The following is a 14,822-nucleotide window of genomic DNA, read 5'->3' as shown; positions in this document are numbered from 1 at the left end:
CATAGCCCAGCCGGCAACGGCATTGGCCGCCAAATACCTGAAAGCCTTATTTTAGGCGCACTGCAGCACTGCCTGCGCCTACCGAAGCCACATTACCATCATGTCCGAAGTTGCATCATCGCGAGTCGAAAAAGACCTGCTTGGCACCCTTCCCGTTCCTTCCGACGCCTACTACGGCATCCAGACCCTGCGCGCATTGCACAACTTCCGCCTCTCCGGCGTGCCGTTGGCGCATTACCCGAAACTGATCGTCGCCCTGGCGATGGTCAAGCAGGCAGCGGCAGATGCCAACCGTGAGCTGGGCTACCTGCCCGAGACCAAGCACGTGGCGATCAGTCAGGGCTGCGCCCGGTTGATTCGCGGTGAGTACCACGAGCAGTTCGTGGTGGACATGATCCAGGGCGGCGCCGGCACTTCGACCAACATGAATGCCAACGAGGTGATCGCCAACCTTGGCCTGGAAGCGATGGGCCACGCCAAGGGCGAGTATCAGTACCTGCACCCGAACAACGACGTGAACATGGCGCAGTCCACCAACGACGCCTATCCAACGGCGATTCGCCTGGGCCTCTTGCTCGGCCACGACACCCTGCTCGCTAGCCTGGAGAGCCTCTGCCAGTCGCTGACCGGCAAGGGCCATGCCTTCGCCCACGTGCTGAAGATGGGCCGCACCCAGCTGCAGGACGCCGTGCCCATGACCCTGGGCCAAGAATTCCACGCCTTCGCCACCACCCTCGGCGAGGATCTGCATCACTTGCGCGGCTTCGCCCCGGAGCTGCTGCTTGAGGTCAACCTCGGCGGCACCGCGATCGGTACGGGCATCAATGCCGACCCGCGCTACCAGTCGATCGCCGTGCAGCGTCTGGCCCAGATCAGCGGCCAGCCGCTGCGCCAGGCCGCCGACCTGATCGAAGCCACCTCGGACATGGGCTCGTTCGTGCTGTTCTCTGGCATGCTCAAGCGCCTGGCGGTGAAACTGTCGAAGATCTGCAACGACCTGCGCCTGCTCTCCAGCGGCCCGCGCACCGGCTTCAACGAAATCAATCTGCCGCCGCGCCAGCCGGGCAGCTCGATCATGCCGGGCAAGGTCAATCCGGTGATCCCCGAGGCGGTCAACCAGGTCGCTTTCGAAGTGATCGGCAACGACCTGGCGCTGACCATGGCCGCTGAAGGCGGACAGCTGCAGCTCAACGTCATGGAGCCGCTGATCGCCTACAAGTTGTTCGATTCGATCCGCCTGCTGCAGCGCGCCATGGACATGCTGCGCGAGCATTGCATCGAAGGCATCACCGCCAACGAAGCGCGTTGCCGCGAGCTGATGGAAAGCTCCATCGGCCTGATCACCGCGCTGAATCCCTACATCGGCTACGACAACAGCACCCGCCTGGCTCGTGAGGCGCTGCTCGGCGGCCGCAGTGTGCTGGAGCTGGTGCGCGAGGAGCGCTTGCTCGACGACGCCATGCTCGCCGAGATCCTGCGCCCGGAAAACATGATCGCGCCACGCCTAGCACCGCTGGTGGTGTGACCGTCCCAAGCGCCCGGCACCCATGCCGGGCGTTCGCTTTACGAGCCACCAGCCCGGCTCGTTCGCACAATAAAAACAACAGGAAAACCCATGACTCAGAGTACGACCCTCTCCGCTCCCCTGCGCCTGCTCGTCCGCCTGCCGCTCTGGCAGCAGATCCTCATCGGCCTGGCCCTCGGCGTCGCCGCCGGAATGGCCTTTGGCGCAGACGCGCAGCTGCTGGCACCGATCGGCACGCTGTTTCTCAATGCGATCAAGATGCTCATCGTGCCGCTGGTGTTCGTTTCGCTGGTGGCCGGCATAACCTCGATGCAGGACAGCGCCAAGCTCGGCCGCATCAGTCTGAAGACCATCGTCATCTATCTGGTGACCACTGCCTTCGCGGTCAGCATCGGCCTGCTGTTCGGCGCGCTGTTCAGCCCCGGCGAAGGGATGAACATGGTCGCCAGTGGCAACGAACAGGCCAAGCAGGCGCCCTCGCTGGTGTCGATTCTGGTCGGCCTGGTGCCGGCCAACCCGGTCACCGCCTTCGCCGAGGGCAACATCCTGCAGATCATCGTCTTCGCCATCGCCCTGGGCGTCAGCATCAACCTGATCGGCGAGCGCGGCGCGCCGGCGGTGCGCCTGTTCGATGCGCTGGCCGAGAGTTTCTACAAGCTCACCGATCTGGTGATGCGCGTCGCGCCGATTGGCGTCTTCGCCCTGACCGCCGGCGTGGTCGGCAGCCATGGTGCTGAAGTACTGCTGCCGCTGGCGGGCGTGATCGGCGTGATCTACCTGGCCAGCATCACCCATGTACTGCTGGTCTACGGCGGCCTGCTCGGCCTGCTGGCGCGGCTCAACCCGCTGCGCTTCTTCCAGGGCATCGCCCCGGCGCTGGCGGTGGCCTTCAGTACCTCAAGCAGCTCCGGCACGCTGCCGGTGTCCATCGAATGTGCGCGCAAGAATCTCGGTGTATCCGAGGGTGTAGCGGGCTTCGTGTTGCCGGTGGGCGCGACCATCAACATGGACGGCACGGCGATCTATCAGGGCGTGCTCGCACTGTTCATCGCCCAGGCCTTTGGCATCGACCTCAGTGCCGGGCAGTACGCGATGATCATCCTCACCGCGACGCTGGCCTCCATCGGTACCGCCGGCATTCCCGGCGCCGGGCTGATCATGCTCGGGCTGGTGCTCACCGCCGCCGGCCTGCCGCTCGAAGGCGTGGCGCTGATCGCCGGCATCGACCGCATCCTCGACATGGCCCGCACCACGGTGAACGTCGCCGGCGACCTGATGACCACCACGCTGGTCGGTCGCAGCGAACAGGAACTCGACCGCGCGATCTACGACAGCAGCAACAAGGAGTGAAGGCGCGTGTCACTCGATGCCGAACAGGCCGTTCTCCAGATGCGGCGTCGCCAGCCGCTCACGGATTTCCGGGTCAATGCGCGGGTCGTCCGGGCTGTAGAGCATCACCTGGCGATAGGCACTGACCCGGTTGATCTCGCGGCCCAGGTATTCCCACACCACCGAGGTGCACGCCGGCGTGCGCCGGTCGCCCGAGGAAACGCCGGTCTTAAGGCCGTTGAGGCGGGTGATGCGGCTCTTGAAGCTGGGAATGAGGATGGTCTGGCTCATCTCGTTGAGCGTCAGCGACTCGTAGTCGATCAGAAACAGCCGGTCCTGCAGGCCGAACGCGGCGCCGAGGTAGCGACAACGCACCCAGTCCTCGGCCTGGCCAAGGGTGGGGTTGGCACGCTCCTGGCGCTCCTGGCGCTCCTGACGCTCGAACAGGTACAGGCCGTTTTCTTCACGCAGGTGCACCAGCGAGATGAGGATGCTGCCCGGTACCGACATGCAGTTGGCGTATTCGAAGTAGTAGCCGCAATAGCGCGCCAAGCTGGTGGCGTGCTCGCGAAGCGGCTGCAGCAACGCCAGCAGTGGATCGGTACGCGGCACCGCCTGCGCCTCTGGATGGCGCGCGCCGACCAGCCGGGCGAACTGTTCCGGCGGCATTTCCAGCTCGTAGCCCTCGACTCCGAAGAAGTCGCCGATGCGCTTGAGATTGAACGGCGTCGGCCGGCTTTGCCCACCCAGGTACTTGTTGAACTGCGCTCGATTGATGGCCAGCTTGCGGCACACCTCGGCAATCGAACGGTAATGACTGCAGAGCAACTTGAGATTTTCGGCGAGATGGGAGGTCACGGCTGCCCCTGGAGATTGGCGCGAGTGCAGCCATTCTAGCATCAGGTTGCGTCACATCGCGGCCAACCGCGAAATTGCCCTACACGCCACACTGTTGAAACATCCCCCGCTTGCACGGCGCAGCGGCGTGCGCCGGCACTCAAACAACGACAACAAGGTGAACATTGCCATGCTCGACCTTCTAAACGACCTCATTTGGAGCAAGCTGCTGATCGTCATGCTGATCGGCCTCGGTCTGCTCTTTACCATCCGCTCCGGCTTTGTCCAGTTCCGCTATTTCGGCAACATGTTCACGATCTTCGGCCATGCTTTCGAGCGTCAACCGGGACAGCTTTCTTCCTTCCAGGCCCTGATGCTCTCGGTTGCCGGCCGCGTCGGCGCGGGCAACATCGCCGGCGTCTCGGTAGCGATCATGCTCGGTGGCCCGGGCGCGATCTTCTGGATGTGGGTGGTGGCGCTGGTGGGCATGGCGACCAGCTACTTCGAGTGCTCGCTGGCACAGCTGTACAAGCGTCGCGAACCAGACGGCACCTACCGCGGCGGCCCGGCCTTCTACATCCAGCACGGCCTCGGCCAGCGCTGGCTGGGCATCGTGGTATCGATCCTGCTGCTGATGACCTTCGGCTTCGGCTTCAATGCCGTACAGTCGTTCACCGTCGCCAGTTCCCTGCACGACACCTTCGGCGTACCGACCGTAGCCAGCGGCATCGCGCTGACCCTGGTCATCGGCGGCATCATCTTCGGCGGCATCCGCCGTATCGCCAAGTGGGCCGACGTGCTGGTGCCGGTCATGGCGTTCTCCTATCTGGCCATGGCGCTGTTCGTCATCGGCAGTAATTTCAGCGCGATTCCGGAAACCTTCGGCCTGATCTTCCGTAGCGCCTTTGGCCTGGAGCAGGCATTCGCTGGCGGCATCGGCGCGGCGATCCTGATGGGCGTCAAGCGCGGGCTGTTCTCCAACGAAGCGGGCCTGGGCAGTGCGCCCAACGTCGCAGCCGTCGCCGAGGTCAAGCACCCGGTGGCCCAGGGCATCGTGCAGTCGCTCTCGGTGTTCATCGACACCATCATCCTGTGCAGCTGCACCGCGCTGATCATCCTGCTCTCGGGGGTTTACGAGCCGGGCATGGACCAGGCCGGCGTAGTGCTTACCCAGACTGCCGTTGCCGCCGTAGTCGGTGAGTGGGGCCGTGTGTTCATCAGCATCGCGCTCTTGCTGTTCGTCTTCACCACGCTGATCTACAACTACTACCTGGGCGAGAACGCGCTGGGCTTCTTCACCGAGAAGCGCATGCCGGTGGTGATCTACCGCATTCTGGTAATCATCCTCGTACTCTGGGGCTCGGTGCAGGATCTGGGCACCGTATTCGCCTTCGCCGACGTGACCATGGGTCTGCTGGCCATCGCCAACCTGATCGCCGTGGCCCTGCTGTTCAAGGTCGGCCTGCGCCTGATGCGCGACTACGATCGCCAGATCCGCGCCGGCATCGAGCAGCCCGTGCTCGACCCGAAAGACTTCGCCGATCTGGATCTCGATCCCGCCGTCTGGAAGGCAAACATGCCTGCCACGCCAGAGACCACCGAGCGCCGCTAAACGCTCGCGACGCGACCGGCCAGCCCCTGTGCTGAGGGGCTGGCACCATCCGCCCCATTTTTCTGATGGCCTGCGCCGACTGAGCGAGGTGTGCGCGTGAACGAATCAATCGAACGTCTGCTGGTGCTCTACACCGGCGGCACCATCGGCATGCAACAGAGCGCCGCCGGGCTGATGCCGGCGTCCGGTTTCGAAGCCCGGCTGCAAGCGCAGCAGGCATCGGAGCTAACGCCGCTACCTGCCTGGACCTTCTGCGAACTGCAACCGCTGCTGGACAGCGCCAACATGCAGCCGGCCCATTGGCTGCAGATGGCGACGGCCATCCGCGAGGCCGTGGCGCAGGGGGATTGCGATGCGGTGCTGCTGCTACATGGCACCGATACCCTGGCCTACAGCGCGGCGGCGCTGTCATTCCTGCTGCTCGATCTTGAGATACCGGTGCTGCTCACCGGCGCCATGCTGCCCGCGGGAAGCGAGGGCAGCGATGCCTGGCCCAACCTGTTCGGTGCCATGCGCGCGCTGCAGGCCGGTCAGGTGCAAGGCGTGCAACTGTTCTTCAACGGCGTGCTGCTGCACGGCGCGCGGGTCAGCAAGCTGCGCAGCGATGCCTTCGACGCCTTTGCCGAGGCGCCTCGCAAACGCCAGGCCGAAGCAAGCAAAGATCGCCCACCGGCACTGCTGCCGCAGCGCCCGGCCGAGGTCGCGATATTGCCGCTGTACCCCGGCGTCGGTGCCGCGCAAGTCCAGGCACTGGTGGCCAGTGGCGCTCAGGCGCTGCTGCTCGAATGCTATGGCAGCGGCACCGGCCCGGTGAACGACGTCGACTTCATCCAGGCGCTGCGCACGGCACACCGACAGGGCGTGGTGCTGGCAGCGATCAGCCAGTGCCCGGGCGGCCATATCGACTTCGACGTCTATGCCACCGGCAGCGGCTTGCGTGATGCCGGCCTCGTCTCCGGCGGCGGCATGACCCGCGAGGCAGCGCTGGGCAAGCTGTTTGCCCTGCTCGCCGCCGGCCTCGACCACGCCGAGGTGGAGCATTGGTTCTGCCGTGATCTGTGCGGAGAAATGGCCGACTGAAAACGACACCGGCATAAATGCGCGCTGCCCCGCAGGGCAGCGTCGCCGGCTGGCGATGTGCCTGCAGCACCGCTACCCTTGCTCACGCCAACAACAAAAAAAGCGTCAAGGAGCCGATGCCATGGCCAGATTCCCAACTGCCGGGGCGCTGTTCGCCCTGCTCATCAGCGCTGCATGCACCGCCCATGCCGAACTGCCCGCCAACTACCAGATCACCCTGCAAACCGACAGCTTCCCGCCGTTCAACATGGGCCCCAACGGCAAGGGCTTCGCCCGCGGCGACGATGTCCAAGGTATTGATGCCGACACCGTGCGTGACATCTTTCACCGCGCCGGTATTGCCTACAACCTGACCCTTCGAGGCCCCTGGAACCGGCTCTACGAGCAGACCCAGCAGCAATCCGCCCACGGCTTGTTCTCAGTGGCGCGCACGCTGCAGAACGCCGCACAGTTCAAGTGGGTCGGGCCGTTGGCCCATCACGCCAGCGTGCTGCTGGCGCCGGCTGCCAGTGGCCTGAAGCTCGACAGCCTGGCACAGGCCAAGGACTACCAGATCGGCAGTCATGCCAATGGCAGCGTCAGCCTGTATCTGGAAAGCCAGGGCATCACCCCCAGCAACAGCCTCAACGACGCGGAGAATCTGCGCAAACTGCTGACCGGGCGCATCGACCTGTGGGCGGTGGCCGATCCGGTTTGGCGCCATTACGTACGGCAGCAGGGCGTCGACGAAAGCCAGCTGCGCATAGCGCTGAGCTATCGCAGCGAGCCGCTGTATCTGGCGCTGAGCCCTGATACTCCAGACGAGGTCGTAAAGCGTCTGCAGAAGGCTCTCGACGAAGTGATTGCCGAAGGCTACGCCGGCTGCAGCAAGACCCCGGACCTGTGTTACCTGATCCAGGAGCGCGGCAAGACACTGGCCGGCAACCGCTGAGCCATCGCGTCCTTAGCCATGCCAAGGGCACCGGCATGCGTCACCGGGCGGACTTCAACCTACCTGATAGCGCGCCCGCGGCGTGGCCATCGGCAGCGGGCCGTCACCGATCAGGCGGAACTCACCCTTCTCGGCATCGTAAGCGCGGATTTCGCTGGTACCGATGTTGTATACCCAGCCGTGGATGAACAGCTGACCACTGGCCAGCCGCGCGGCCACCGAGGGATGGGTGCGCAGATGATCGAGCTGAGCCACGACGTTTTCCTCGGTAAGGATGCCAAGGGTATTGTGGTCGGCGCAGCCGCAGTTCTGCTCGACGACGATCTTCGCCACCTCGGCGTGGCGCAGCCAGCCCTTGACCGTCGGCATGCGCTCCAGCTGAGCCGGGTTGAGCACCGCCTTCATCGCGCCACAATCGGAGTGGCCACAGACAATGATGTGCTGCACGCCAAGTGCCATCACGGCGAACTCGATGGCGGTCGACACGCCGCCGTTCATCTGTCCGTAGGGCGGCACCACGTTGCCGACGTTACGGGTAACGAACAGGTCGCCGGGCGAGCTCTGGGTGATCAACTCCGGGATGATCCGTGAGTCGGCACAGGTAATGAACATGGCCCGCGGCGTCTGTTCGTAGGCCAGTTTTTCGAACAGTTCGCGCTGCTGGGGATAGACCTCTTCGCGGAAGCGTTTGACGCCTGAGACGATGTGCTCGAGGGCCTCTTGGGCGGTTTCGCTCGTCTTGTCGTCATTCATGCTCAGTTCTCTCCAGAGGAATTTGAAGGGTAGGCGCCGCCGCAGCGACGCTTCAGAAAATGGACCAGCCGATACGCTGCGACAATGCCTCAAGGGCAGCCATGCCAATCAACGAGTTGCCTGCGGCATTGAGCTCCGGTGACCAGACGCAGACGGTGAAACGCCCTGGCACAACCGCAACGATACCTCCGCCAACCCCGCTCTTGCCGGGCAGCCCGACCCGATAAGCGAAGTTGCCGGCCTCGTCGTACAGGCCGCTGGTGGCCATGATGGCGTTGACCTGCTTGCTCTGACGCGGAGAAAGCACCACCTCGTCGCTCTGCGGGCAGACGCCATCACGAGCGAGAAAGGCAAACGCGCGGGCAAGGTCGACGCAGTTCATGCGTAGCGCACAGTGGTGAAAATAACTGCGCAAAACCGCTTCGACATCGTTGTGGAAGTTGCCGAAGGACTGCATCAGATACGCCATCGCCGCATTGCGTGCCCTGTGCTGGTACTCCGATTCCGCAACCCGACTGTCGGAGACGATCAGCGGATTGCCCGACAGATGCCGAACCAAATCACGCATCGACAGCGCAGGCACCGCGAAGCGCGACTGATTGATATCGCAGATCACCAACGCACCGGCGTTGATGAACGGATTGCGCGGTCGGCCACGCTCGAATTCCAGCTGCACCAGCGAGTTGAACGGCTGCCCGGAAGGCTCATGCCCCAACCGCTCCCAGAGGGTCTCGCCACCATGCTGAATTGCCTGCACCAGGCTGAACACCTTGGAAATGCTCTGGATCGAGAACGGTGTCGTGGCATCGCCGGCCTGGTAAAGCTCGCCATCAGCACTGCAGACCGCGATGCCCAGCTGATCGGCCGGAACGTCCGCCAGCGCGGGGATGTAATCCGCCACCTTGCCCCGACCGAGTAACGGTCGGACCTCATCGAGGATTTCGCTCAACAGGTTTTGCATGCAAGTCCCATGGAAGAGTAAGTCGGGCGCTGCGCCGTAGGCTACTAGACGCCGGTCAGAGCGCGTCCATCACAGTCAACGCCAGGCCCGGCGCAGATTTTCCAGAGCGTGGCCGATCTGCAGCTCGTCGATGCCGGCAAAGCCCAACACCAGACCGGCGCGAACAGGCCCGGGAGGCAGGCAATAGTCGCTCAAGGCACTCAGTTCGATGCCAATCGCGGCCGCCTTATCCAGCAGCTCGCGTTCACGGGCCAAACTCGGCAACGGCACGCAAACATGCAATCCGGCATGAATCGGCGGCAGCATCACTCCGGCTTCCTTGGCGGGCCAGTTCCGCAGCAAAGCATCGCGACGCGAGCGCGCGGCCTGGCGCATGCGCCGGATATGCCGCTGGAAGTGGCCGCGCGCGATGAACTCGGCGAGCACCGCTTGAGTGCCAACTTCCGAATGGCGCATGGCAAGGGTACGTAACTGCGCCAGCGGCTCGACCAATGCCGGCGGCACAACGAGATAGCCCAGTCGTAATGCTGGAAACAGCACCTTGGAAAAGGTACCGACGTAAAGCACCCGGCCCTGCCGGTCCAGCGACGCCAGCGGCGCAAGCGGGGCGCCGCTATAGCGGTACTCGCCGTCGTAGTCGTCCTCGATGATCCAGGCGTCTTCACGTTCGGCCCAGTCGAGCAGCTCCAGACGGCGTGCCAGCGACAGGGTTACACCACTGGGGTATTGGTGCGACGGCGTCACATAGACCAGCCGGCAATCGTGCAGCGCTGCCAGCTGGCGGGTATCAAGCCCGTCCTCATCCACCGCCACCCCACGCAGGCACGCACCGGCAACGGCGAAGGTCTGCGCGGCAGCGCGGTAGCAGGGGTTTTCCACTGCCACGCTATCGCCGGCTTGCAACAGCAGCTGGGTGCAGAGGCTGATGGCCTGCTGCGCACCGCTGGTGATCACCACTTGTTCGGGCGAACAGCGCAGGCCACGCCCGTTACGCAGGTAGGCCGCGACCATCTCGCGCAGGCGCGGATCGCCGGCCGGGTCACCGTAGCCCAACTGATCGAGTGAGGACGCCCGCCAGAACTGCGCCTGCAGGCGCGACCAGATGTCGAATGGGAACAAATCAAGCGCTGGCAAACCAAGGCGGAATGCCCGGGGTGGGCCCGATGGCGGTGCGCCAGGACCGTGCGCCTGCAAGCGCGCCTGTAACCATTCGGGGGCACGCGCCTGCAACACCGGCGGCGTGGAGGCAGGCATGCCACTGCCCAGCTCAGCGACGTAGGTGCCGTCACCAATACGCCCTTCCACATAGCCTTCGGCATATAGCTGGTCATAGGCGCGCACCACGGTATTGCGCGACACGCCGAGCGTCTCAGCCAGTTCGCGACTGGCAGGCAAGCGCATGCGGCTGGCCATGCGGCCGTCGAGAATGCGCTCGCGCAACGCTTGGTACAGCTGGCGAGCCAGGCCTTTGCGCGGATCGAGGTGGAAACCGGCAGGGTCGAGGGGTAAAGGCGGCTTACTGGTCACGGCGACGGCCTGGTTGGGCAAAGCACCAGCCTAAATTGGCTCTATGTAAAAGGCCATAAATGGCTCTTACAAAGGACCAATACCGCACTTAGCATCACCTTATTACCTCAGAGACCAAGCCATGTATTCGCCCACCTCCTTTCGCGTCGTTGACCTCGCTCAGCTGCACGATCTCATCGACCAATCACCGCTGGCGACACTGGTTACCGCCGGCGAACAGGGACTGCTCGCCAGTCACCTGCCCGTGCTACTGGAACGCCACGCGGAAAATCGGGGCACGCTGCATGGGCACTTCGCTCGCGCCAACCCGCAGTGGCGTGATCTCGCGCAGGGCGCGGAGGTATTGGCAGTGTTCAACGGCGCCTCGGCTTATGTCAGCCCCGGGTATTACCCGAGCAAGGCCCGCGATCACAAGGCGGTGCCGACTTGGAACTACGTCGCCGTGCATGCCTGGGGCACGGCCGAGATGTTCGACGAACCGTCGCGCCTTCGCGAACTGGTCGCCAAGCTAAGCGACCATCACGAGAGAGACCAGCCGCACCCCTGGTCGCTGGATGACGCGCCCGCCGACTACCTGGACGCCATGCTGCACGCCATCGTCGGGTTTTCCCTACCCATCGAACGCATCGAAGGCAAATGGAAGCTCAGCCAGAATCAACCCTCGGATAACCGCACAGGGGTCCGCGATGCGCTGGCAGCTAGCCCACTGACGAGTGCCAACCAAGTCGCGCAGCTGATGAACAACGCGCGCTGACAGCAACTCAGACGAAGGAGTCGCCTAATGCCCAGCCTCGAAATTCGCTCGGTCACCACCGCCGACCACACTGCATGGCTAGCACTCTGGCAGGCCTATCTACGCTTCTATGAAAGTGAGCTGCCGACGGAAATCACCACCAACACCTGGGAGCGTTTTCTCGACCGCCATTGTTCGGCATGACCGGGACGGCGAATGCCCGGTGAATAGCGGCCCGGACCGCTCCGGGCACGCCCATCCGGTCGACTTAGAACTTCTCCGGCCGCAGTACTTCGACCTCGGACAGGTAGCAGACCATGGCGAAGTGCTCGTAATAGCGTGCCTGCAGATGCTCAGCGATACGCTCGGCGATCTCGCGGCTACAGATCACCTCCACGCGGATATTGCCGTCAGTGTCCCAGCCGGCACTGCGCACGCCGCGGCTACCGCTGCCGCGCGCGTCCGACAGCGTCCAGCCTGGCGCGCCGAGGGTTTTCAGGTCGCCGACCAGCTTGTGTTCCAGTGCTGCCTCGCAGATCACGGTCAGCAGCGTACGGTTATGCGCGTTCATCTCAGAACCCCCAGGCGATCAGCCGCTCGGCGAAGGCCAGGTAGAGCGGTATGCCGATCAGAATATTGAACGGAAAGGTGATGCCCAGCGATGCGGTGAGGGACAGCGACGGATTGGCCTCCGGCACCGCCAGACGCATCGCCGCGGGCACCGCGATGTAGGACGCACTTGCCGCCAGGGTCGCGAGCATCGCCGTGCCGCCCAGCGACAGGCCCATGAAGCGCGCCAGCATGGCGCCAATCAACGCGCCGATCAGCGGCATGATCAGGGCGAACGCGGCGAGCTTGATCCCGTAGCGCTTGAGCGAACCCAGCTGACCGGAGGCAATCAGGCCCATCTCCAGCAGGAAGAACGCCAGTACCGGTTTGAACATGCTGGTGTAGAGCGGCTCGAGCGGCTTGATCGCCTCCTTGCCGGCGATCGCGCCAATCAGCAGGCCACCGAGCAGCAGCATGATGCTCTTGCCGAGGAAGATCTCGCGGCCGAGCTCCTTCCAATCGGTATCACGCGACACACCCTTGGCCAGCAGGATGCCGACCAGGATCGCCGGGATTTCGAGAATCGCCACGAATAGCGGCATATAGCTCTCGAAGAAGATTTCCCGCGCGGCAAGATAAGCCACCACTACGGCGAACGTACCCGCGCTCACCGAACCGTAGTGCGCCGCCACCGCAGCCGCATTCACGCGGTCGAAGCGCAGGCCGCGCAACAGGACGAAGGCCAGGATCGGCAGCAACACGCCCAGCGCCAGCACCAGCAGCGACTGACCCAGCAACGCCGCACTGGCCTGCTCGGCCAGCTCTACGCCGCCATGCAGACCGATTGCCAACAACAACACGATGGAAAGCGTTTCATACAGTGCCGGTGGCAGCTTCAGCTCACTTTTCACCAGCCCGGCGAACAGGCCGAAGACGAAGAACAGCACTACTGGGTCGATACCCATCTACATTCTCCACAGCATGGAAGGTGTACCACTCCCTGGCAGACATGGACCTGAAAAAAAGGAGCCGCTTGGGCTCCAAAGGGGACACTTTGCCCAGCACGCGATAGCCATTGAGCCCGCCCGCACTGTTTTTGCAGCATAGCCCGCCCTGCGCGTAACCCGAACCGGCGTGACGTGATACCACGTCACGCCGCCCATATTCAGCCCTCGATCTCGATCAAGACATCGCCCGGGTTCACCCGGTCACCTTTGGCGACATGAACCGCTTTTACGGTTCCGCCCATGGGCGCCTGGATCTCGGTTTCCATCTTCATCGCTTCGCTGATTAGCACGGCCTGGCCGGCTTTGACCACATCGCCCTCCTTGACCAGCACATCGACCACGTTGCCCGGCATGCTGGTACTCACATCGCCCGGTCCGCTGGCCTGCTTGCGTTGGCTGCCGCTACTGCCGCCGACGAAATTGTTCAGCGGCTCGAATACCACTTCTTCCGGCATGCCATCGATAGAGAGGAAGAAGTGCCGCTTGCCTTCGCCCTTGACGCCCACGCCGGTGATGTCGACGCGGTAGGTCTCACCGTGCACATCGATGACGAATTCGGTCGGCACGCCCTGCCCGCCCGCGGCGGTCGCCGTGCTGCCGTCAGGAATCGGCAGCAAGGTCTCGGGCACCAGCGTGCCGGCCTCGCGCTCCTCGAGGAATTTGCGGCCGATGTCGGGGAACATGGCATAAGTCAGCACGTCTTCTTCGGACGTGGCCAGCGCGCCGATTTCGCGCCGCAACTTATCCAACTCGGGCTTGATCAGGTCCGCCGGGCGCACCTCGATGAGCTCTTCCCCGCCGATCGCCTGGCGCTGTAGCTTGGCGTCGATGGTGCCCGGTGCCTTGCCATAGCCGCCCTGCAGGTAGAGCTTCACCTCGTTGGTGATGGTCTTGTAACGCTCGCCGGCCAGCACGTTGAAGAACGCCTGGGTGCCAACGATCTGCGAGGTGGGCGTGACCAGCGGCGGGTAGCCCAGGTCCTTGCGCACGCGCGGGATCTCGGCCAGCACTTCGTCCATGCGGTTTAGCGCGCCCTGCTCCTTGAGCTGGTTGGCGAGGTTGGAAATCATCCCGCCCGGCACCTGATTGACCTGCACGCGGGTATCGACGCCGGTGAAGTCGCTCTCGAACTGGTGGTACTTCTTGCGCACCGCATAGAAGTACAGCCCGATCTCCTGGATCAGTTCCAGATCGAGGCCGGTGTCGTAGGGCGTGCCGCGCAGCGCGGCGACCATGGACTCGGTGCCGGGGTGGCTGGTGCCCCAGGCCATGGACGAGATCGCGGTGTCGATGTGGTCGGCGCCATTCTCGATGGCTTTGAGCTGACACATGCTGGCCACGCCCGCCGTGTCGTGGGAATGGATGAACACCGGCAGATCGATCTCGGCCTTCAGCGCACGGACCAGATCACCGGTGGCAAACGGCGTCAGCAACCCGGCCATGTCCTTGATCGCGATGGAGTCGACGCCCATGTCACGCATCGCCCGGCCCTGCTCGACGAACAACCCGACGGTGTGCACCGGACTGGTGGTGTAGGCGATGGTGCCCTGCGCGTGCTTGCCGGTCTTTTTCACCGCACGTATGGCGGTTTCCAGGTTCCGCACATCGTTCATCGCATCGAAGATGCGGAACACGTCGATACCGTTTTCCGCCGCCTTGGCGCAGAAGGCTTCGACCACGTCATCGGCGTAGTGCCGATAGCCCAGCAGGTTCTGCCCGCGCAATAGCATCTGCAAGCGGGTATTGGGCAGCGCCGCCTTGAGCTGGCGCAGACGCTCCCAGGGATCCTCTTTCAAGAAGCGCACGCAGGCGTCGAATGTCGCACCGCCCCAGACTTCCAGTGACCAGTACCCGACGCGGTCGAGCTTGTCGCAGATGGGCAGCATGTCTTCGGTGCGCATGCGGGTGGCCAGCAGCGACTGGTGAGCATCACGCAGGATGGTGTCGGTAACGGTGATTTTCTTCTGAGCAGTCATGG

At 63.9% G+C, this 14,822-nt stretch carries 13 protein-coding genes and 1 pseudogene; 7 read left to right on the top strand and 7 right to left on the bottom strand.

Annotated features, from left to right (window positions below):
• The first annotated feature begins 100 nt into the window (after positions 1 to 100).
• Both AAEZ08_RS08390 and AAEZ08_RS08385 read left to right on the top strand, forming a co-directional pair.
• Entirely contained in the window at positions 101 to 1,525 is a 1,425-nt protein-coding gene (locus AAEZ08_RS08390; RefSeq protein ID WP_500124079.1) for an aspartate ammonia-lyase, read from the top strand.
• A gap of 90 nt (positions 1,526 to 1,615) precedes the next feature.
• The gene (locus AAEZ08_RS08385) at positions 1,616 to 2,875 is read left to right on the top strand and encodes a dicarboxylate/amino acid:cation symporter (protein WP_500124078.1); all 1,260 of its coding nucleotides are present in this window, start codon (positions 1,616 to 1,618) and stop codon (positions 2,873 to 2,875) included.
• 9 nt (positions 2,876 to 2,884) lie between these two features.
• Here AAEZ08_RS08385 and AAEZ08_RS08380 read toward each other — a convergent pair whose 3' ends face one another.
• A complete protein-coding gene (locus AAEZ08_RS08380) occupies positions 2,885 to 3,712 on the bottom strand; it encodes a helix-turn-helix domain-containing protein (protein ID WP_500124077.1) in 828 nt (275 codons plus the stop codon).
• A gap of 169 nt (positions 3,713 to 3,881) precedes the next feature.
• Between AAEZ08_RS08380 and AAEZ08_RS08375 the strand changes: the two genes are divergently transcribed.
• The 3 genes from AAEZ08_RS08375 (at position 3,882) to AAEZ08_RS08365 (ending at position 7,314) form a co-directional block, all read left to right on the top strand.
• On the top strand, positions 3,882 to 5,303 hold the full coding sequence (locus AAEZ08_RS08375) for an alanine/glycine:cation symporter family protein (protein WP_102820316.1): 1,422 nt from the start codon (positions 3,882 to 3,884) through the stop codon (positions 5,301 to 5,303).
• Between the two features lie 96 nt (positions 5,304 to 5,399).
• The gene (locus AAEZ08_RS08370; protein WP_003284045.1) at positions 5,400 to 6,383 is read left to right on the top strand and encodes an asparaginase; all 984 of its coding nucleotides are present in this window, start codon (positions 5,400 to 5,402) and stop codon (positions 6,381 to 6,383) included.
• A 121-nt stretch (positions 6,384 to 6,504) separates the two neighbouring features.
• Positions 6,505 to 7,314: a substrate-binding periplasmic protein gene (locus AAEZ08_RS08365; protein WP_003284047.1), complete on the top strand. Its 810-nt coding sequence runs from the start codon at positions 6,505 to 6,507 to the stop codon at positions 7,312 to 7,314.
• A 54-nt stretch (positions 7,315 to 7,368) separates the two neighbouring features.
• Here AAEZ08_RS08365 and AAEZ08_RS08360 read toward each other — a convergent pair whose 3' ends face one another.
• From AAEZ08_RS08360 to pdxR, 3 genes are all read right to left on the bottom strand, one after another.
• The gene (locus tag AAEZ08_RS08360) at positions 7,369 to 8,067 is read right to left on the bottom strand and encodes a carbonic anhydrase (RefSeq protein ID WP_003284048.1); all 699 of its coding nucleotides are present in this window, start codon (positions 8,065 to 8,067) and stop codon (positions 7,369 to 7,371) included.
• Between the two features lie 52 nt (positions 8,068 to 8,119).
• The gene (gene glsB / locus AAEZ08_RS08355; RefSeq protein ID WP_003284050.1) at positions 8,120 to 9,028 is read right to left on the bottom strand and encodes a glutaminase B; all 909 of its coding nucleotides are present in this window, start codon (positions 9,026 to 9,028) and stop codon (positions 8,120 to 8,122) included.
• A gap of 75 nt (positions 9,029 to 9,103) precedes the next feature.
• Positions 9,104 to 10,555, bottom strand: coding sequence for a MocR-like pyridoxine biosynthesis transcription factor PdxR (gene pdxR / locus AAEZ08_RS08350; protein WP_500124076.1), 1,452 nt, complete (start codon positions 10,553 to 10,555; stop codon positions 9,104 to 9,106).
• A 121-nt stretch (positions 10,556 to 10,676) separates the two neighbouring features.
• On the opposite strand from pdxR, the gene AAEZ08_RS08345 reads away from it, so the two are divergent.
• Together AAEZ08_RS08345 and AAEZ08_RS08340 are read left to right on the top strand one after the other, a co-directional pair.
• A complete protein-coding gene (locus tag AAEZ08_RS08345) occupies positions 10,677 to 11,309 on the top strand; it encodes an FMN-binding negative transcriptional regulator (protein WP_500124075.1) in 633 nt (210 codons plus the stop codon).
• 27 nt (positions 11,310 to 11,336) lie between these two features.
• Positions 11,337 to 11,474, top strand: a pseudogene (locus tag AAEZ08_RS08340) (GNAT family N-acetyltransferase); the annotation flags it as partial.
• Positions 11,475 to 11,556: 82 nt separating this feature from the next.
• On the opposite strand, the gene AAEZ08_RS08335 reads toward AAEZ08_RS08340, so the two are convergent.
• The 3 genes from AAEZ08_RS08335 to oadA form a co-directional block, all read right to left on the bottom strand.
• Entirely contained in the window at positions 11,557 to 11,859 is a 303-nt protein-coding gene (locus AAEZ08_RS08335) for a DUF3240 family protein (RefSeq protein WP_003284055.1), read from the bottom strand.
• Position 11,860: 1 nt separating this feature from the next.
• The gene (locus AAEZ08_RS08330; RefSeq protein WP_003284057.1) at positions 11,861 to 12,802 is read right to left on the bottom strand and encodes a sodium-dependent bicarbonate transport family permease; all 942 of its coding nucleotides are present in this window, start codon (positions 12,800 to 12,802) and stop codon (positions 11,861 to 11,863) included.
• Between the two features lie 200 nt (positions 12,803 to 13,002).
• Positions 13,003 to 14,820, bottom strand: coding sequence for a sodium-extruding oxaloacetate decarboxylase subunit alpha (gene oadA / locus AAEZ08_RS08325; RefSeq protein ID WP_500124074.1), 1,818 nt, complete (start codon positions 14,818 to 14,820; stop codon positions 13,003 to 13,005).
• Positions 14,821 to 14,822: the final 2 nt, after the last annotated feature.

Origin of the sequence: Pseudomonas sp. E45-MNA-CIBAN-0222, assembly GCF_040310405.1 — a bacterium.
GTDB lineage: Bacteria > Pseudomonadota > Gammaproteobacteria > Pseudomonadales > Pseudomonadaceae > Stutzerimonas > Stutzerimonas stutzeri_AC.
This window is presented reverse-complemented; position numbering and strand designations above follow the sequence as displayed.